This is a genomic window from Microbulbifer sp. HZ11 (assembly GCF_000708675.1).
Classification (GTDB): domain Bacteria; phylum Pseudomonadota; class Gammaproteobacteria; order Pseudomonadales; family Cellvibrionaceae; genus Microbulbifer.
In genome coordinates this window covers 111,297-128,947 of sequence record NZ_JELR01000005.1, presented here as the reverse complement: position 1 = coordinate 128,947, position 17,651 = coordinate 111,297, and the positions used below count along the sequence as shown (strand labels likewise).

At 44.6% G+C, this 17,651-nt stretch carries 23 protein-coding genes; 19 read left to right on the top strand and 4 right to left on the bottom strand.

The features are described 5' to 3' along the window. Positions 1–49: 49 nt before the first annotated feature. Both AU11_RS16320 and AU11_RS16315 read right to left on the bottom strand, forming a co-directional pair. Positions 50–367, bottom strand: coding sequence for a CcdB family protein (locus AU11_RS16320; protein WP_043320702.1), 318 nt, complete (start codon positions 365–367; stop codon positions 50–52). Next, positions 367–612 (bottom strand): type II toxin-antitoxin system CcdA family antitoxin, encoded by a 246-nt coding sequence (locus AU11_RS16315; protein ID WP_043320922.1) that lies wholly within the window; start codon positions 610–612, stop codon positions 367–369. Before AU11_RS16315 ends, AU11_RS16320 begins: the two co-directional genes overlap by 1 nt. A 205-nt stretch (positions 613–817) precedes the next feature. On the opposite strand from AU11_RS16315, the gene AU11_RS16310 reads away from it, so the two are divergent. The 10 genes from AU11_RS16310 (at position 818) to AU11_RS16275 (ending at position 6,276) form a co-directional block, all read left to right on the top strand. Further along, positions 818–1,390 (top strand): dihydrofolate reductase family protein, encoded by a 573-nt coding sequence (locus AU11_RS16310; RefSeq protein ID WP_043320921.1) that lies wholly within the window; start codon positions 818–820, stop codon positions 1,388–1,390. Between the two features lie 124 nt (positions 1,391–1,514). Further along, positions 1,515–2,141, top strand: coding sequence for a hypothetical protein (locus AU11_RS16305; RefSeq protein ID WP_043320701.1), 627 nt, complete (start codon positions 1,515–1,517; stop codon positions 2,139–2,141). Positions 2,142–2,279: 138 nt separating this feature from the next. Next, a complete protein-coding gene (locus tag AU11_RS16300; protein WP_043320700.1) occupies positions 2,280–2,498 on the top strand; it encodes a hypothetical protein in 219 nt (72 codons plus the stop codon). After that, entirely contained in the window at positions 2,498–2,875 is a 378-nt protein-coding gene (locus tag AU11_RS16295; protein WP_043320699.1) for a hypothetical protein, read from the top strand. The genes AU11_RS16300 and AU11_RS16295 overlap by 1 nt, the downstream gene beginning before the upstream one ends. Before the next feature lie 130 nt (positions 2,876–3,005). Beyond that, the gene (locus AU11_RS18720) at positions 3,006–3,479 is read left to right on the top strand and encodes a DUF3592 domain-containing protein (RefSeq protein ID WP_156035413.1); all 474 of its coding nucleotides are present in this window, start codon (positions 3,006–3,008) and stop codon (positions 3,477–3,479) included. 591 nt (positions 3,480–4,070) lie between these two features. Beyond that, positions 4,071–4,517 (top strand): hypothetical protein, encoded by a 447-nt coding sequence (locus AU11_RS18365; RefSeq protein WP_156035411.1) that lies wholly within the window; start codon positions 4,071–4,073, stop codon positions 4,515–4,517. A 169-nt stretch (positions 4,518–4,686) separates the two neighbouring features. Further along, the gene (locus AU11_RS16290; protein ID WP_043319732.1) at positions 4,687–5,004 is read left to right on the top strand and encodes a DUF4160 domain-containing protein; all 318 of its coding nucleotides are present in this window, start codon (positions 4,687–4,689) and stop codon (positions 5,002–5,004) included. Then, on the top strand, positions 4,985–5,242 hold the full coding sequence (locus AU11_RS18715) for a DUF2442 domain-containing protein (protein WP_043319731.1): 258 nt from the start codon (positions 4,985–4,987) through the stop codon (positions 5,240–5,242). The genes AU11_RS16290 and AU11_RS18715 overlap by 20 nt, the downstream gene beginning before the upstream one ends. Before the next feature lie 121 nt (positions 5,243–5,363). After that, the gene (locus tag AU11_RS16280) at positions 5,364–5,780 is read left to right on the top strand and encodes a hypothetical protein (protein WP_043320698.1); all 417 of its coding nucleotides are present in this window, start codon (positions 5,364–5,366) and stop codon (positions 5,778–5,780) included. 130 nt (positions 5,781–5,910) lie between these two features. After that, entirely contained in the window at positions 5,911–6,276 is a 366-nt protein-coding gene (locus AU11_RS16275) for a DUF2750 domain-containing protein (RefSeq protein WP_043320697.1), read from the top strand. A gap of 15 nt (positions 6,277–6,291) precedes the next feature. Here the strand turns inward: AU11_RS16275 and AU11_RS16270 are convergent, their stop codons facing one another. Beyond that, positions 6,292–7,254 carry an IS110 family transposase gene (locus AU11_RS16270; protein ID WP_081847844.1) on the bottom strand — a complete coding sequence of 321 codons (963 nt, stop codon included), beginning with the start codon at positions 7,252–7,254 and terminating at the stop codon, positions 6,292–6,294. A 269-nt stretch (positions 7,255–7,523) separates the two neighbouring features. Here AU11_RS16270 and AU11_RS16265 point away from each other — a divergent pair, with 269 nt between their 5' ends. The 7 genes from AU11_RS16265 (at position 7,524) to AU11_RS16235 (ending at position 15,078) form a co-directional block, all read left to right on the top strand. Then, positions 7,524–8,483, top strand: a complete 960-nt coding sequence (locus AU11_RS16265) for a hypothetical protein (RefSeq protein ID WP_043320696.1) — start codon at positions 7,524–7,526, stop codon at positions 8,481–8,483. Next, complete coding sequence (locus AU11_RS16260) at positions 8,428–9,621, top strand: DUF4917 family protein (RefSeq protein WP_197023884.1); 1,194 nt, start codon at positions 8,428–8,430, stop codon at positions 9,619–9,621. The genes AU11_RS16265 and AU11_RS16260 overlap by 56 nt, the downstream gene beginning before the upstream one ends. Positions 9,622–9,705: 84 nt before the next feature. Then, positions 9,706–10,134, top strand: a complete 429-nt coding sequence (locus tag AU11_RS18360) for a hypothetical protein (RefSeq protein WP_156035409.1) — start codon at positions 9,706–9,708, stop codon at positions 10,132–10,134. A gap of 65 nt (positions 10,135–10,199) precedes the next feature. Further along, the gene (locus tag AU11_RS16255; protein ID WP_043320694.1) at positions 10,200–10,643 is read left to right on the top strand and encodes a hypothetical protein; all 444 of its coding nucleotides are present in this window, start codon (positions 10,200–10,202) and stop codon (positions 10,641–10,643) included. 68 nt (positions 10,644–10,711) lie between these two features. Further along, positions 10,712–12,255, top strand: a protein-coding gene (locus AU11_RS16245; RefSeq protein ID WP_156035073.1) for an IS3 family transposase whose coding sequence is annotated in 2 segments (ribosomal slippage) — positions 10,712–11,183 and positions 11,183–12,255 — 1,545 coding nt in all. Because the reading frame shifts where the segments join, the coding sequence is not laid out codon by codon here. Between the two features lie 115 nt (positions 12,256–12,370). After that, entirely contained in the window at positions 12,371–13,441 is a 1,071-nt protein-coding gene (locus tag AU11_RS16240) for a DUF4297 domain-containing protein (protein ID WP_043320693.1), read from the top strand. Further along, a complete protein-coding gene (locus AU11_RS16235; RefSeq protein ID WP_043320692.1) occupies positions 13,438–15,078 on the top strand; it encodes an AAA family ATPase in 1,641 nt (546 codons plus the stop codon). Before AU11_RS16240 ends, AU11_RS16235 begins: the two co-directional genes overlap by 4 nt. A 40-nt stretch (positions 15,079–15,118) precedes the next feature. Here AU11_RS16235 and AU11_RS16230 read toward each other — a convergent pair whose 3' ends face one another. Next, positions 15,119–16,069: an IS110 family transposase gene (locus AU11_RS16230; RefSeq protein WP_043320691.1), complete on the bottom strand. Its 951-nt coding sequence runs from the start codon at positions 16,067–16,069 to the stop codon at positions 15,119–15,121. Positions 16,070–16,329: 260 nt separating this feature from the next. Here AU11_RS16230 and AU11_RS16225 point away from each other — a divergent pair, with 260 nt between their 5' ends. Beyond that, positions 16,330–17,133 carry a serine hydrolase gene (locus tag AU11_RS16225; protein WP_043320690.1) on the top strand — a complete coding sequence of 268 codons (804 nt, stop codon included), beginning with the start codon at positions 16,330–16,332 and terminating at the stop codon, positions 17,131–17,133. Positions 17,134–17,144: 11 nt separating this feature from the next. After that, the gene (locus AU11_RS18355; RefSeq protein ID WP_197023883.1) at positions 17,145–17,504 is read left to right on the top strand and encodes a hypothetical protein; all 360 of its coding nucleotides are present in this window, start codon (positions 17,145–17,147) and stop codon (positions 17,502–17,504) included. The last annotated feature ends 147 nt before the right edge of the window (positions 17,505–17,651 follow it).

The following is a 17,651-nucleotide window of genomic DNA, read 5'->3' as shown; positions in this document are numbered from 1 at the left end:
CCAGTTTCGCGCAAAAGTTGCATAAAGTAAGCCGCCGCTGAGCAAGGCGTTAAATGCCAGTAATCAAAAAATCTATCGCGTTTATAATTTCATCGCGAAAAGTTTCTAGGTTTTCGACGGGGCGCTTCAATATTGACGTCGGCGCACTTGTTAGCTGGTGTGTAAGTAGCGCGTACTCATTGCTGTCAATTTGAAAAATTGGGCATAAACGTTCAGGTGCCTCTCGCTCAAGATTCTGTGCGGGAATTACCGGAATCACGATTCTGGAGTTCAACACAGAAATGAGGTCAGTCTGAACATCCAAAAAATATGGATAGGCCTTTCTGGTGGTTTTATCCGTGTTTTCGTAGAGGGTAAACTGGCTCACTAGAAATCCCTAAATGCGTCTGAGAAAAGGCCATTCTTTTCCACGAACTCATTGCATGCCTCAAGGCCCTTTTGATTGGCTTTTAGCCATTCTTCAGCCTGTCGCTTGCTGACTTCGGCAGCCAATGCCTTCTCAAGTGTCGCGGAAAGGTTAATGTTTAGCTGTTTAGCCTTAGTGAGTAAGTCTTTGTTTAGGCTAAGGTTTGTGGGTTTCTTGGCCGCTGAATGGTCATAAATTGACTTCATGGTCACAGTCCTCGCGTGGGTAATGTGCATAGTCTATGCGCATAGTCCTTGCGTGGCAAATGCATTTAACAAGGCGCTGCAGCCGACGGCCAACTTTGTGCACTTTATGCGCGGTCGCTACGCTCCCATTGTCGCGCATAAAGCGCCCAAAATTGTCCGCGGCTGAGCGCGGCGTTAGGCGAACACAATTGAATAGGTGGAAATAGTGAAAACACAATATTACACAGCTACAAGCCTTGATGGATTTCTCGCTACTGAAGAAGACTCTCTTGATTGGCTTTTTCCTCTTGGAGATATTAATAGCTCTAGTTATCCGGAGTTCATTTCCGAAGTTGGAGCCTTGGCTATGGGGTCATCAACTTATGAATGGATGGTACGTAATGCAGACCAGGTCGCTAAAGAGACTGGTTCTCCATGGCCTTACAACAAACCTGCCTGGGTGTTCTCTAGTCGCAAGCTACCAATGATTGATGGCGCAGATATTCATTTTTCAAATGGAGATGTACGTAAAGCGCACGAAGCAATGAAGGTTGCTGCCAAAGATAAAAATATTTGGATCGTCGGCGGCGGTGACTTGGCTGGCCAGTTCTATGACGCGGGCTTGTTGGACGAGCTAATTATTCAAGTCGGTTCCGCCACTCTTGCTAAAGGTAAGCCACTTTTTCCGCGTCGTGTTTTAAGCCCTACGCTCTGTCTAATATCCGTTCAGCAAATGGGGGTAGGGATGGCCGAGCTACGATATGAGGTAAGTAAAAGTAGTGAGCATGAGTCCGCCTAACAATGCGCTGCAGGCCGACGGCCAACTTTGTGCACTTTATGCGCGGTCGCTGCGCTCCCATTTTCGCGCTTAAAGCGCACAAAGTTGGCCGCGGCTGAGCGCGGCGTTAAGTGATTTATAGATTATGCAAATCGAAGAAGATAAAGAAAAGAAAGAAAGATTTTTCAAGCATAGAAGAAATACGCTACTTCTATCGGCCATTGCTCTATTCATGCTTTTTGCCGGTGGGGAAATTGAAAAACTCAGCCTTCTGGGAAATTCAATAAAATTTGAACGCCCCGAAGTTCCTCTTCAACTCGTAATTCTCGCGCTCATTTATATGGTGATTAAATATTGGCAATACCTTAATGAGCTTGGTGGGACTGGTATTTTTCGGGCGTTAGATCACTTAATTTCTGGAAGAGTACCTCACGTTGCTAGAAAAGTACGGCTGAAGCAGTACCCGTCAGAAGAAGTAATACCCTTAGATTATTTTAAAATAATTGAGTACAACGGATTTTTACGTTACACCGTTAGAGAAGTCATAGATCCTGAGAAGGATGGTGCGCTTGAAGAGGAAATCTCAAAAGCTCTTGGTAGTGATTACCAAGTAACCAAAAGACATTTGTGGTTAACGTATCTTATTGTGAGCGTTAAGCACATAATTCGTACTACTTGGTTCGGAGAGTACATTATGCCTCTTCTATTGGCGGTTATTGCAATTGCAGCTTACTTCTTCTCTTCGGTAGTCGTGGCGCTGGCGAGCACTTAACAAAGCAATGCAGCCGACGTCTTACTTTGTGCACCTTTTGCACGGTCGCTGCGCTCCCATTTTCGTGCAAAAAGCACACAAAATAAGCCGCGGCTGATTGCGGCGTTAGCAATTCAATCACGTTAAAAGGAGATCGGCGTGAAATTTGACATGTCAATTGAGGACAATTTTGCCTCATTCATTGACGAGAAAACGGGGAAGTCTGTTTTTGTTGATTCTTTTGATAATGAAGAATTTGAGGTTCGAATTGGAACGGTACGAGAGTCTCAATCTGCCGGATCTATTACGGCTCATTCAACGGAAGAATTAAATACGAAACTAGCTGAGCTTTACCAGAAATTTCAGGGAGAGAAATAATGGGTATCGCACTTGATGAAATTTCATTGCTAGAAAGCATTCTGAATGAGCGCTTCTCTCAAGAGCGCCTCACTTTCAAAATGTCAGTTCATTTTGTCAAGGATAGAATGAACCACCCAAGAAACGTGCCAAATATTACTATCACTGAACTACATAGTATTTTTAACCGGCTCACAACGGTCTATATCGGAAAGCTGGTGAAGCTTAAGCATCATGATACGTTCAATATTCGGTGCTCAAAAACTGACATCAATATACCGTGTGCTGTCGAGCTTACAAGAGATACATCTGGCCTGGATCATCGAGAAATTATTGCAATTACAGTCATGCGTAAGCGGGACTTCAAGTCCAAGGATCCAATAGAGTTCCTAGTTTGACCCACATTGCTAACAAACAGCGGCAGAGCGACAGCCAACGCTACGCACCTTTTGTGTTCTCGCTGGCGCTCAAAAATTAACACAAAATGTGCTCCGCGCTGGCTGCGCCTGCGCTGGGCGTTAACGTTTCATGGTTACGAAGAAAGTATTACGGCTACATTGGCAAAATGTATTTCTGCAAATTTTAACGTATCTCATTTTTATTACTGGATGGGACGTAATGTTTAATGGCCCACTATCTGATGCATATCGTGAGATGAATTTTCGATATTCAGGTGTTGCCCAAGGGAATGTTTCCCTAGTAGATATTTCAGGTGGTGGCAGAGGCTGTAGGAATTTAAAAGTTTTCTATTTCTATACAGTCTCTGGGAAAACATATAGTTCAAACATAGTCAAAAATAGTGATTCATGTTTGTCCACACTGGCGAATTTCAGGAGTTTAAAGCCTGGTGATCTTGTAAAAGTATATTACGACAAGAGTAACCATTCAGCGTCGATTCTTGACCCGGAAAGCGCTTCTGAAATGGTACCAATGGTCATATTGTTGTACATTGTTTTTCCAGTTCTCTGGTGGTTCGTTGGCCTTATATCCAGACCACGTTAACAAACACAGGCAGATTGCTAAGGCCCGCTGGGCCTCCGCGGGACGGCTTACCTTGTGCACCTTTTGCGCAGGTCGCTACGCTCCCATTTTCGCGCAAAATGCGCACAAGGTAAGCCGCCCCTGCTGTGGGCGTTAACGTGTAGAGGCAAGAACATAGTTCCTTGGTCTACTGTGAAAAGCCGAGATTTAAAATTTTAAAATGCGGATTGTGGTTTAATCCACGCTCGCATAGAAGGAATGTTGTTTTGTCAGGCTTGGCGCGGGCTTCCCAAGTTATGGAGAGCCGCTGAGCCTACTTAAAACAGCGGGCTGCAAGTTTTGGGCTCAATTCGGATGGTGTTTTAAAGGCCAGGATTTTCGTAAAGTTCTGAGCGAACTGTGGTTACTTTTACCCTTGCTAAAGGGGTGCGGGCGGCAAGTCTCAAGTGAAAATTTTAATCCGTAGTGCCTCAAAGGGCATCGCACGTTAACAAGGCGCTGCAGCCGACAGCTTACTTTGTGCACCTTTTGCGCGGTCGCTGTCGCTCCCATTTTCGCGCAAAATGCGCCCAAAGTAAGCTGCGGCTGAGCGCGGCGTTATGAGATTCGAAGATGATCGTAGAAAAATTTGTATGCGCTGAAATTCATCTTTCTAAGGCTATTGATCTACATTTTTCAGATGAATATTTGTGTGCGTTAACTCTTGCTGGTGCAGCAGAGGAAATTTTTGGAAATGCGCTTCTGCATAGTGGAGGAAGTCCCGCCATAGAATGGAGAAAAAATCTTCTTGTTTCTATCCACAAGAAAATTAGCGGGAACGAAATTTCTGGAAAAGAGGCTAAGGGATCATTAAACCACATTAGGAACAACCTCAAACATATGGATGCCTCTGATCCCAATAATTCAAAAATAAATATCGGGTGTATCATTAATGATTCACATGAAATGATTAGCCGTTGCGCGGAAAACTATGCTGCTTTAAATCAATATGGCTATGAGCTAGACGTGGATCTTTGCAAAAGAATAGGCGAGTTCCGAAGCCGTGCCACCATCTCATAACAATCGCAGGCAGTTTGCTCCAGCCCTTCGGGCCTCCGCGGGACGCCCAACGCTATGCACATTTTGTGCGGGTCGCTGCGCTCCCAGTTTCGCACAAAAAGTGCATAGCATTGGTCGCCCCTGCTGCGGGCGTTATGCAATCAAGTAGAAACTTCACAAGGAGAATGTGATGCCAAAACTATATCAATACCTCGGAATTACTCTTTTCTTCTATAGCAATGAGCATGAACCTATTCACGTCCATGCAAAATATGAAGGAAAAGAAAGTAAGGCGGAAATTCATTTCTTCCACGGAAAAATCAGCAAGATTATCATCAAGGATAAGGGGCAGGGTTTAGATCCTAAGAAGAGAAAAGAGTTTGAAGAATTTGTCAACGTATATGCTGATGAAATCGTTGAGAAGTGGGTTTCATACTTCGTGAGAAAGCAGCCTATTGCTCCTAAAGTAATCACGCAGAGAGTTAAAAATGTCAGAAATTTTGGTTGAGTCTGTCCGTCACCTAAAATCTCACATTCTTGAAATAACTTTCAATGATGGCCACAAGCAGATCGTAGATTTTGCACCATTCATATTTTCTGTGGGTCATCCAGACTATGAACAGTATAAGTCTGAAAGAAAGTTTCTTGAGTATGAGATAGTGGATGGGAACCTAAATTGGGATGATTACACAATGATTTTCCCTGTAGAGGATCTCTACGCTAACAAAATACTCCGAAGTGCATAACAATCAGCGGCAGAGCGACAGCCAACGCTACGCACCTTTTGTGTTACTCGCTGGCGCTCAAACATTAACACAAAATGCGCTCCGCGCTGGCTGCGCCTGCGCTGGGCGTTAGGCATCAGGAATGATCGAGCACCAAGTCGTTAAATACATCGCATCTGCAATCGTTGGGACGATGGCAACTTGGTTTGTAATTTTCATGATTGGTATGATTTTTGTGCCGGATTTCCATGTTATAGCAATGGTCATTCTACTGTTCGCACTCCCTACAGCTGTTGGGGTTTGCTTAATTGGATTTCCGATATTCAAGGTTTCCACAAAGTTTTTCTCGCATCTTAATCACTATCTCAACGTATTGATTTCGGGTTTGCTATCTAGCATTCTGCCGATGGTAGTCACGGCATTTTTTGTATGTTATTTACTTCAGGGTGGAGTAAACCTTCCACAATACTTTGCCTCAGTACTGAGTGTTTTATTAGTAGGCATTCCTTTTTTGGTTGCCTCCTCACTAATCTACGCAAGGTGGTCAAAAAATGCCTAACAAGTTGCTGCAGCTGACGTCTTACTTTATGCATCTTTTGCGCGGTCGCTACGCTCCCAGTTTCGCGCAAAAGTTGCATAAAGTAAGCCGCCGCTGAGCAAGGCGTTAACTGTCATTCACGAATTAATCTATGTTCCAAGATTCAGCTACAACAAAAGAAAATTTCGAAAGATTTCTTAAGAGAGTTAAAGAGTCGGGAGAAGTCTGGGGGATACAACACTCTGATGGTACTTGGGCTACCAGTCCGTCAAACGAGTATGATGAAACACTCGTTTTTGTATTCTGGTCAGACAAAGCCTATGCAAAAAGACATTGCAAGGAAATTTGGAGTGATTCCGCTCCATCTATGATTAATCTGGATAGCTTTATTGATAACTGGCTAAAAGGTATGCATGGTGATGGACACCTAGTCGGTCCTAATTGGGATGCTCATTTTTTCGGCATGGAAGTGGAGCCAATTGAGGTGGCGCAGCGGCTCATTGAGCACAACAGTTAACAAGCGACTGTGATGTCAAGCTGCCAACTTGAGGTCGCTTTCTCCCCAGTAAGTTCCGTCTCTCACCATGGCATTTAGTATTACGATCATCTTCCGCATGCAGGCCGTGAGGGCGACTTTTTTATGTTTGCCCTGGTTCACGAGCCGTTTATAAAACTCTCGGATCATCGGATTGTGAATCGTCGATGAAAGGGTCGCCATATAGAGAATCGTTCGAACAGATGCTCTGCCACCTCTTATTCGACGCTTCCCCCTGAGTGATCCGCTGTCTCTATTAAATGGTGCTACGCCGACGAGTGCTGCGATCTCCTTGGGGCTCAGGTTACCCAGCTCCGGCAGTTCCGCTATTAGCGTAGTAGCCAGTAATTTGCCTACCCCAGGAACCGATTCGAGCTGCTCGCGCTTGGCGCGCCAAAGCTCCTCCGCTTTAATTGCTTTATCGAGCTTTTCGTCGATTCTCTCAGTTTCCTTTTCGAGGAATTTAATGTGGCGGCGGTAATCAGCTTGGAGGCACTTCGGCATTATCTTGCCTCTGTTCTTCTCCATCGTTCGCATCGTCATAAGCTGCCGCCGCCTAACCAGTAAGTCTTTGATTTGACGCTGAATTTTTGACTCCGGAGGCATCACCTCTGGCTGCATTACCGCACCAAATTCGGCAATCAGCTTGGCATCGACTTTATCGGTTTTGGCGAGGATGCCGGCAGCTCCTGCATAGCGTCGGACCTTTAAAGGGTTGACTATGACGACGGGAATACCGGCCTCAGCCAACTGCTCGTAAAATAAGCGCTCATACCGGCCAGTCGCTTCTAGCACGACCCTTTCGACCTTGAACCGGCGTATCGCCTTGATCCATTTATTGATCTCGGTTTTGGTGTTATCAATCTGCCAATACCGGTCTCGCTCGTGGATGTAGATATCAAGAAAAGCCTTTCCAATATCTGCACCGACGTTTACCCCTTTTGTAGCTATTTCGCGCATTGTGAGATCATCCCATCCTTGCTACATTCGGGCTCATGAGGCCCATTCGACTGTTCGGGTTATACATAGGGTCGGTGTGGCGCTACACGCTTGTTAACGGGCTAGGTAGAACCTGCTCCTGCCAGGCATCGAGCTGCCACACCGGTAACTTGTGGAGGCAAGTTACGGGCCTCACTTTATCGAAGATATGGGGAATTTGACCATACAAGCAGCGGCAGAGCGACAGCCAACGCTGCGCCTGCGCTGGGCGTTAGCTCCAAGGAGAGGTCGTGAGCATAATCAAGAATGCGATAGATTCGATTCAAATCGGAATTGAAGACTATCAGGATACAGATGACAGAAGAAGTGTCTCCGCAATTAGAAATATTTCTGCGGGAATTCTTCTATTGTACAAAGAGAAATTGTGTCAGCTCTCTCCTGAAGACAATAAAGAGCTTTTGATTAAACAAAATATTCGGCCTATTCAGAATGATGAAGGTGAAATCGTTTTCGAAGGAAAAGGCCATAAAACTGTAGATGTTCAATCGATAAAAGAGCGCTTTAAGAGTCTAAAAGTAACCGTAGATTGGACTCGGTTCGATGAGATAAACAAATTAAGAAATGAATTAGAGCACTACTATACTTCCCAATCTCCAGATGCTGTTAGAGAAATTGTAGCTAAGTCCTTCCTATTAATACGAGATTTTCTATCTGATAATCTTGAATTAGACCCACAAGAAACGCTAGGGCAAGATGCTTGGTCAACTCTACTCGAAGTAAGTGATGTATACACCGCAGAAGAGAAAGCCTGTCAATCCACAATTGATGCTATAGATTGGAAATATAATTCTGTTAAAGATGCCTTAAAGTATTTGAGATGTGAGAGTTGTCATTCTTCGCTAATAGAGGCTCCGGATTCGAGTGATTCTTATCCTTCGATTAATCTGCATTGTAAGTCATGTGATAATGATTTCACCTTTGATGAAGTAGTTGAGCAATGTATTGATGATTCTCTGGCAGGAGAAGCAATCTATAATGCGATGAATGGTGGTGAGTCTCCATACGATACATGTTTGAGTTGTGATCAATCTACGTTTATACATGAAGAAGGAAAGTGCGTTGCTTGTGAATATGAGTTGGAATACACAAGCTGTGAAATGTGTGGGGAAGGATTAGGCCTAGAAGATCAATACAATGAAGGAAAGTGTGGTTATTGTCAGTATCGCTGGGAAAAAGTCATGGCGGAATGAGCTAACAAGCAGCAGCAACGGACTGTCAAACCTGTCACTCAAATTGCTGCGCAATTACGTGCCAGCTTTGCCAGCCGCTGTGCTGGGCGTTATGCATTTTATGATTTCTCGAAACGGAGTATCGATGCCAGAGCTTAAAATTGACGAAAACTTAGTTGAGTGGGACGAGCTATCCGAGTTGGAGTGGAGAAACCTGCTTCTTGGAAATGGTTTTAGTATTAATATCTGGGATCGATTTGGGTACGGTACATTGTTTGAGGTTGCTCAGAGAAAAGATATAGACCATCAACTCAACGCGCAAAGTCTTGCTCTCTTTGAGCACGTTGGCAGTGCCAACTTTGAAGACGTTCTGAGAATCCTGTATCACGCGAAGCTCGTAGATGAGCAGCTTGGTAACCCTCAGGAAGCCGAGATTACAGCTCTATATGAAAGTGCCAAGAATGCCTTGGGTTCAGCGGTTAACTTTGCTCACATACCACCAGCACTTGCTAACGTAACTGAAATTAATGCAAGGCTTAGGGGTTACAAGAATGTATTTACCACGAACTATGACTTAATCCCCTATTGGGCCATTATGGATTCTGATACATGGAGATTTAAAGATTACTTCTGGGGGGCGGATGGTTGCTTTGATTCATCTGATGTAGCTGTTCCCGCAGACAGAACAAAACTCCATTACCTGCACGGCGCTATTCACCTCGTAGAGCTTCCAAATGGAAAGACTAAAAAGCTAACCGCCAATGGTCTAAACCGGTTATCGGAGCTCTTTGATTTAGACCATCCCGAACAGTTCCCCCTATTTATCACTGAAGGCAGTTCAAAATGGAAGCTGTCGCGGATTAAACGGAATGATTATCTCCGCTTTTGTTACGAAAAGCTCGCAAGGAGCGAGAATGGAGTGGTCGTAATTGGGCATTCTTTGCATAAAGATTATGACCAACACATTATTGATGCGCTCTTGCAGAGCGATTCTAGTAAAGTGGCAATCGGTGTTTGGCCACATCAAGATGGCGAGGATATTGTCGCCCTAAAATCCCGGCTAGCCGTTGACCTTAAAGGAAAGGAACTATTTTTCTTCAACTCGCAAAGCCACCCCCTTGCTTCAGCGGACTTGAAGGTTCCAGACGAAGATGCATAGCAATCGACAGCACAGGGACAAAGTTTACGCTGCGCTTCAACTTTGCCCGTGTGGCGGGCGTTAGGGCTCAGTACCTGAAAAAACATGAGTAACGATACAGAAGCCTTTAATAATTTTACGGCTGATTGGAAAAATCGAATTGAAAAGTTATTGAATGTCGTAATAGTGCTAAGCGGAGGCGTGATGTCGATTACTATTGGTGCCTATCTAAATGGAAGTCGTCCGAACTTGCCGGCGCAAGGAGAACAACTTTTAAGAGCTTCTTGGTACCTATTCGCGTCAAGTCTTGCCGCATCATTGCTGTTACATTTTTTACTCGTGATATCTGGTGCAGTCGTTTTAAAGAGCTGGGAAAAACGGTTTAACGACAATATTCAAGGAGTCGAAGTACTTGATTCGCCAAAATGGGTGCATTGTATAAGCTGGTTACTTGGCGGAGTTGCGGTCGTTGCTTGCCTGGTTGGTTTGGTGTTCGTGGCTTGTGGCGCAGGCCATGCACTATCAAAGCCCTAACAAAGTAATGCAGCCGACGTCTTATTGCGGCGTTATACGAATAATCGAGACTGAGACCTATAAAAATGAAAAAAGTAATTGCATATTTGTTTCCGCTCATGTTGCTTTCAGCTGGATGTACCATGGATTGCGATACATGTACTATTTCCTCGCTTACATCCGTAAAAATGCAGAATGTAGGCGAAGAAGAAATTGACTGCATAAAGAGCGAGATTTTTGAGCCGCGTCTAATCGATGAGATAAAAGAAAAATATCCAATGTACGCAGATAACTTTATGCGAGAGCGTGTACAGTTTCGTGTGAAGAAAACAACAGATGCAATTCCTGGTGAGCCATCCACTAAAATATCCGTCGGCTTCAAATACATTGGATCTGAGCGAAAAGCTACTCCAGAAATAGAGCAGCATGCAAAAGAGATCACTGAATTGTTCAGTCAGCAGTTGCTAGCTCTAGCGACGGAAATCTATTGTGAAACTATCGTTGAGCCTGAGTGCAGTGGCCCCGTATAACAATCAGCGGCAGAGCGACAGCCCTATGTGTCAGGGTAGTTGTCGCCTGAACTTTTCAGAGGACAACCATGCCCCACTATTCACCTGAACGTAAAGAGGCCATCCTCAAGAAGATGGCGCCGCCTCACAGCATGACCGTTGCCGAACTGGCGAGCCAGGAAGGCATCAGTACCGCTACCCTGTACAATTGGCGTAAAGCCGCCAGACAACGAGGTGCTGTTTTGCCTTCCAACTCTGCTACTCCCGATAATTGGAGTAGCGAAGAAAAATTCAAAGTCGTCCTTGAAACTGCCCCAATGACTGAGGCGGAGCTCAGTGAATACTGCCGCAAGAAAGGCCTTTACCCCGAGCAGATTGAGGCCTGGAAAACGGCCTGCATGTCAGCCAATGCTGTATCTGACGAGCAGTCTAAACGCAACCAAAAGGCCAGTAAGGCCGAGAAAAAGCGTATCAAAAAGCTTGAGGCAGAGCTGCGACGTAAGGAGAAGGCGCTCGCTGAAACCGCTGCGCTCCTCACACTGTCAAAAAAAGCCGAGGCGATCTGGGGCCACAAAGACGAGGACGAATGACCAGCCTCCCAGATCGCCAGCAGATCGTTGCTCTGATTGCCGAAGCCAATCGCAGCGGAGCCCGGCTGGCCAAGGCCTGTGCCTTGCTGAACTTGAGCGTACGCACCTATCAACGCTGGGTCACTGACGAGGTTGTCAGGGAAGATCAGAGGCCCGTGGTGCCGAGGCCGGAGCCATCGAACAAACTGACGGCTAAGGAGCGTCAAGCCGTAATAGCCCTGTGTAATCAACCTGAATACCGAAGCTGCCCTCCAGCATTTATTGTTGCTGACCAGCTGGATCAGGGCCATTATCTCGCCTCTGAATCAACGCTCTACCGGGTTTTACATGAATACAATCAAGTCCACCGTAGAGGCCGCCAGAAGGCGCCGGAGCGGAAGCGAGCAGCGACCACACACAAAGCATCAGAACCAAACTGTCTGTGGTCGTGGGATATCTCGTGGCTACCAGGACCAGCATGCGGAACCTGGTATTACCTTTACTTGGTTATGGATGTTTACAGCCGGAAAATTGTCGGCCATGAGGTGTATGAGCGTGAGACCGGAGAGTTGGCTTGTGAGTTTATCGAGAAAGCCTGCTGGCGTGAGCGCCTGACGGCGAAGAGCAAGCCGCTTGTACTGCACTCCGATAATGGTAGCCCCATGAAGGCGGCGACATTCCTGGAGAAACTGTATGACCTTGGTATAACCCCCTCGAACAGCCGCCCCCGAGTGAGCAACGACAATGCCTACTCTGAGTCATTGTTCAAGACGCTGAAGTTCCGACCGGGCTTCCCGGCAAGTGGCTTCAAAACGATCAATGAAGCTCGGAACTGGGTGCTGGCGTTTGTGCGATGGTACAACACCGAGCATCGCCACAGTGGCTTGAACTACGTAACACCTGAGCAACGCCATAATGGAGAGGCTCACGAGATACTGATTCAGCGCAGAGTTGTGCTTGAGGCTGCGAAGGCCAAGAACCCTCGACGCTGGTCAGGAGAAACAAGAAACCTCAGCTTGCCGGAGTCAGTAATGCTGAACCCGGACAAGGCGGTAAATTGTTAAAGAGCTGATACCTTAAACGCGACAACTACGTTGACAGATACCGACAGCCAACGCTGGGCGTTATAAGCCCTAGTTTCAGATTGGAGAATTAATGTGAATTGGATAAAGGACTGTCATGGAGTTAAGTGAAATTCTTATCAACACCCCTCAGACAGAACGAGGAGGAGAGATCGCCCAAAGAGGTTTTGATTTTCAATCCTGTTGGGCGCTGTCACACATGCTTGAGTATGAGTTAGAAGGGAAAGAGTATGTTTTCGTATTTGAGTTTCATGATGATGTGTTAATACTTGACTCTGAAAGCGACCCTAAAAGGGTGACATTCGCACAAGTTAAAACGAATGAAGGATCATGGACATTACCCAAACTGATTAATTCAACAAAGAAAAAGCCCATTTCATTTATTGGAAAGCTCTTTGAGCATAAAAAAAGGTTTGGTGATAAAGGCGTAGAATTGATGTTTGTGACCAATGCTTATTTCTCATTTGAAAGTAGAAATATATTTGGCGCACATGAAATTGATAATACACTACAAACAAATATTAAAAGTAAAGTCTCAGATCAAATAGGCAAAGGTTATTCAGTTGAACTGAAATCACTTACCTTCCTAACATCAGATTTGAGCTTAGAGGGGCACTCTTCACATTTAAAAGGGAAAATATGTGATTTTTTCGACAAGTATTTTGAAAATGACATAGATGTAAACCCCTCATCATTTGCCAAAACACTTGAAAGCGCATGTCGAGATAGATCAAAAGTAAGATCCTCTGATATCAAAGACTTTGATGAACTAGTTAAAAAGAAAGGTTTGTCTTCGAGCTTTATTAGGGGCTCTTTACAATCAATATGCGAAAGCAAACGCTTGGAGCCAAATTGGGAAAATGCTCGAGCAATATTTGCAGACTTAGGAAAAAGCTCGATTGAACTAATCTCTTTGCAGGCCACATTTTCAAGAGTAAGCATATCCATAAAAAGAGATAACAGTGTCGAAAAATCCTATCTAGAAAATGCAGAGTCTATGTATGATAAGAACAAGCTTCATAAGTCCTTGAGTTTATATATTGAGGAATTGAAAAGTAATTTGGAAGTAAGTGTTCCCGACTACTCACTGGCACTTACATCTCCGCAGAAGGAGTCCATTATAGTCTATTCCATAATTAAAAATCTTATCGGAGGCGAGGAACCATGAGCCTCATATACTTTAAAAAAGTTTCTATTATTTCAAGGCGTGATAAGAAAGGCCTGGTTTTTAATTTCTCCCCAAAAATAAACATTATTTACGGAGATAACGATACTGGAAAGTCCAGTATTATTAAGTCCCTGTATTACACATTGGGTGGTGACTGCAGGCTTGATAAGGAATGGAAAGATGACGACATAATCACTAAAGTCTGCATCAACGTAAATGGCAGGGAATATACGTTTGTTCGCCATAAGAAGCGAATTTCAATATTCATATATTCAGATAGTTACACCTTGCTAGTCTCTTCTAGCCATATGAGTGCTATTGCAGAGAAAATAAAGGAAATATTTAACTTTAACCTTCAGCTTTCTTATAAGAAAACAGGAAAGCAAACCCAAGCAAACCCTGCTTGTTTGTACTTGCCTTTTTATATTGATCAAGATGAGGGATGGCATACTGCGCTGTCATCATTCTCTGGTATGGCCATGTATGATGACTGGCAAAAAAACTCACTACAATTCCATTCTGGAATTAAGCCTAAAGAGTATTATGAGCTTGCTGGTGAGATAAAGACTATACAACTAGAGCTAGAAGAACTAAGCGCAATGCTCGAGGCTGTAATTGCAGCGAAGAAAAAATTTGAAGAATCATTTGGCAGAGTCTTATTTGATATCGATGTAGATTATTATCAAGATCTGTTGAATAAATTCCTAGGAAAATGCCAAGAGCTAAATGTAGAGGAGTCTGAATTCAGACTTAAGCTACTTGATCTACTTTCAAATAGAGATTCAATTGCAAAGGAAATCGAGACATGCAGAAGCCTTCTCGAAAACTTTGAAGAAGATCTCTCGACTGATATGTCAGTAAAATATCACGTATTTGAAAATCGTGAGCAGCTTCTTGAATTACTTCCAAAAATGTATGACGAGAAACAAGTTCTAGATGATCAAATTAATTCTGTAAAGGAACAGCTCCGCCAGTCTAAAGAATTAAGTTCTGAATTAAACGCAATGATGAGGGAAGTGAAAGGAGAGCTCTCTCTGAAGGATGTTATCAGGTCACAAGCAAGCAAGGAAGTTGAAATCACGTTTGAAGAGCAAATAAAGAGCTTACATGAAAAAATAGGTGAACGATCGAAAGCATTGGAAGACCTTTTTAAAAAACAAAATGAGTTTACGGATAGAAAACGTACGCAAACTATTAATGACGACTTTAAATCATTTTTGGCAATAGCACAGGATAAACTGGGCATTAGATCTCCAGTTATAGCCCCTTTGATACAATATGGGAAAATCACAAAAAGTAAGACTGGTAGTAGAAGTCCAAGGTCGATATTTGCTTACCATTATGGGTTGTTAAAAACCATGGAAAAGCACTCTACCGTAGCAATGCTACCGATAGTTATTGATTCTCCCAAGCAACAAGATCTTGATACTGAAGGTACTGAGAAGTTAATTGCACTGTGTACTGAGAGTTTAGGAGAGAACAATCAAGTAATTATTGGTGCAGTTGCATTGGAAAGTAATATGAAAGGCTATCATCAGCTTGAGTTAACTGAAAAATATAGTTTGCTCAGTAGTGAATACTTTGATGAAGCATACGATGAAATAATGCCACTTTACGAAAAAGGCCTATTTTCGTAGGGGCTTATAAAAAGCGACTGTGGTGTCAACCATCCCAAATTTAGGTTGCGCACCACGCTTGTTTTTCTCGAATCATCGCATTCAAAATAGTAATGAATTTCCGCATGCAGGCGGTCAAAGCAACTTTCTTATGCTTGCCTTGCGCCACGAGATTTTTGTAGAAAGGCTTGATCGCAGGATTGCATTGAGTTGCGCTTAGTGTCGCCATATAGAGCGTCGTGCGAACTGAAGCTCGTCCTCCCTGAATCCGTCGTTTCCCGCGCATCTTTCCACTATCGCGATTGATCGGTGCTACCCCAACGAGTGCCGACGCTTGCTTGTTTGTCAGGCTACCAAGTTCTGGCATGTCGGCTAACAGGGTGAACGCAAGCGTTTTCCCTACACCTGGCGCTGACTCCAAAATCTCTCGCTTTTCTGACCATTCGGACTCTGTTTCTACGAGCTTCTCAAGCCTTTTTTCGACCCAAGCAATCTCAGCATCAAAGCACTTGATCAGTCGACGACAGGAGCGTTTAATCCCGCCATCCATAATGTGTCGACGATTGATTTCTTGAGTCCGAAGACTCAGCACCTGACGACGCCTGGCGAGTAAGTCTTTGATAGCTATAAGGTTTTTACTTTTCTCAGGCGTTACGCGAGGCTTGATTACCGACGCATACTCAGCAATTACCAGAGCGTCAATACGATCCGTCTTGGCGAGCTGCTCTATAGCGCCAGCATACTTTCTGACGGATGTCGGCTTCGCTATACATACCGGTAAGCCCTTATCATAGGCTGCTTCCGCCAGTGCGAATTCATATCTGCCGGTCGCTTCCATAACGATTCGCTCAACATGATATCGCGAAAGACGGTTCATCAGTGATCGGATACCTTTTGGCGTATTTTCTACCTGCCACACCAGCTTCTTCTCGTGGATACAGATATCCAAACTCCATTTCCCCACATCGACACCGACATTAACCCTGGACTTCGCTAGCTTTTGGTTTGTCATGATGACTCTTCCTTGCTAAATTCGGGCTCGAGGCCCATTCGACTGTTCGAGTTTATAAATCGGGTCGGCCCGGCGCCCACGCTTGTTAACGGTCTTTAGACTTCTCGCTCATCGGGCTGCCAGGCCGGTAACTTATGGCGGTAAGTTACGGGTCTCACCTTACCGAATATTTGGGTGATTAGGCCATACAAGGCGCTGCTACGGAAAATTTACTCGCTAGCGCTCCTAAATTTCCGCAGAGCGCGGCGTGAGAGAACGCAATGAAAGCCATATCATTTTTAATCGTCCCCTTGGTACTTTCTTCAATTAGCTGCTTCGCTTCGGAAGAAGATCCCTTTGCGCAGATCGATAAACTTTTAGAAAGGCACGTGGACGAACAGAGAAAATCTGAAAATCTGGTCGGCCTAGGTGCGATAGTCATCCAGAACAGCAAGATCATTGGGCTTTCGGTTAGCGGCGAGCGTAAAACAGGGGAAGGTGTTCCCGTCTCACACCAGGACCTATGGCATATTGGTTCTATTACTAAATCTTTTACCGCGACGATGATTGCTCGCTTAGTTGACAGAGGTGATTTGCAGTGGGATACATCGATCAAAGATGTTTTTCCCGACGACAAGGACATCCATTCAGAATGGAACGATGTAACTCTAGGCGACCTGCTTTCACATACATCTGGGGCAACGCCCAACTTCTCACTTTTTGTTAGCTTAAAACATCCAAACGCCGGCAGTGAGAGAATGGCTGCGAGAGAATCAGCAGTGCGCCATATCCTCTCTCAGCGGCCTGACGTAACTCCAGGTGGCACCTTTGTGTACTCTAATGTCGGATATACGATTGCAGGTGTAATAGCTGAAAAAATCGCCGGAGTTTCATGGGAAAACTTAATTAGAAAAGAGGTTTTTTCACCCCTAGGGATTGAGAGTGGCGGCTTTGGCGCACCTGAAGATATAGAGGGAAAATTGAGTCAGCCATGGGGGCATAAGGAGTTATTTGGTTTTACTAAGAGTGGAAAAGAAGATAACACGCCAATAATTGGACCTGCTGGCAAATACATTTATCGCTGAATGATTTGGCATTGTATGCAGACGAACATCTTCAAGGCATACAAGGGCGTAGCTCATTCCTCAAAAGAGAATCGTTTCAGCGTCTGCATCATCCGAATCTGAATAGCTATGCGTATGGCTGGGTAATCGGTCCACCAGAAGAGTTAGGCATTGGCGATGTTCATTGGCATAACGGCTCAAATACTATGTGGTATGCATTGCTTGTAATTTTACCAGATATCAATGCCGCCATAGCCATAACTTCTAATGACGGTAACTTTAAAGTTGCCGAGCGCTCCGCCTGGGAAATAGTCAAGCGATTAGCCAGGCCGTTAGAGACTGCACATAAAAAATCGATGAGCCTAGACGCGGTCAAGAGCGCCGGTTACTGAGATTTTATATGAGTATAAGGAAAGGGCTTTAGGCGAGAATCCTCTCAAAGTCTGCGGTGTTATATGTGGATAGCTATCGTGCTGCTTATGAGCGTTTGAGTGAGCGTGGTATCGAACTCACACGGGAGCCCATAGAACGGCATGGCG

Excerpts from the sequence above, each read along its gene's own strand:
- AU11_RS16315 (WP_043320922.1), bottom strand. The coding sequence starts at position 612 with ATGAAGTCAATTTATGACCATTCAGCGGCCAAGAAACCCACAAACCTT.
- AU11_RS16305 (WP_043320701.1), top strand. The coding sequence starts at position 1,515 with ATGCAAATCGAAGAAGATAAAGAAAAGAAAGAAAGATTTTTCAAGCAT.
- AU11_RS16295 (WP_043320699.1), top strand. The coding sequence starts at position 2,498 with ATGGGTATCGCACTTGATGAAATTTCATTGCTAGAAAGCATTCTGAAT.
- AU11_RS18720 (WP_156035413.1), top strand. The coding sequence starts at position 3,006 with ATGGTTACGAAGAAAGTATTACGGCTACATTGGCAAAATGTATTTCTG.
- AU11_RS18365 (WP_156035411.1), top strand. The coding sequence starts at position 4,071 with ATGATCGTAGAAAAATTTGTATGCGCTGAAATTCATCTTTCTAAGGCT.
- AU11_RS16290 (WP_043319732.1), top strand. The coding sequence starts at position 4,687 with ATGCCAAAACTATATCAATACCTCGGAATTACTCTTTTCTTCTATAGC.
- AU11_RS18715 (WP_043319731.1), top strand. The coding sequence starts at position 4,985 with ATGTCAGAAATTTTGGTTGAGTCTGTCCGTCACCTAAAATCTCACATT.
- AU11_RS16280 (WP_043320698.1), top strand. The coding sequence starts at position 5,364 with ATGATCGAGCACCAAGTCGTTAAATACATCGCATCTGCAATCGTTGGG.
- AU11_RS16275 (WP_043320697.1), top strand. The coding sequence starts at position 5,911 with ATGTTCCAAGATTCAGCTACAACAAAAGAAAATTTCGAAAGATTTCTT.
- AU11_RS16270 (WP_081847844.1), bottom strand. The coding sequence starts at position 7,254 with ATGCGCGAAATAGCTACAAAAGGGGTAAACGTCGGTGCAGATATTGGA.
- AU11_RS16260 (WP_197023884.1), top strand. The coding sequence starts at position 8,428 with ATGAAGGAAAGTGTGGTTATTGTCAGTATCGCTGGGAAAAAGTCATGG.
- AU11_RS18360 (WP_156035409.1), top strand. The coding sequence starts at position 9,706 with ATGAGTAACGATACAGAAGCCTTTAATAATTTTACGGCTGATTGGAAA.
- AU11_RS16255 (WP_043320694.1), top strand. The coding sequence starts at position 10,200 with ATGAAAAAAGTAATTGCATATTTGTTTCCGCTCATGTTGCTTTCAGCT.
- AU11_RS16240 (WP_043320693.1), top strand. The coding sequence starts at position 12,371 with ATGGAGTTAAGTGAAATTCTTATCAACACCCCTCAGACAGAACGAGGA.
- AU11_RS16235 (WP_043320692.1), top strand. The coding sequence starts at position 13,438 with ATGAGCCTCATATACTTTAAAAAAGTTTCTATTATTTCAAGGCGTGAT.
- AU11_RS16230 (WP_043320691.1), bottom strand. The coding sequence starts at position 16,069 with ATGACAAACCAAAAGCTAGCGAAGTCCAGGGTTAATGTCGGTGTCGAT.
- AU11_RS16225 (WP_043320690.1), top strand. The coding sequence starts at position 16,330 with ATGAAAGCCATATCATTTTTAATCGTCCCCTTGGTACTTTCTTCAATT.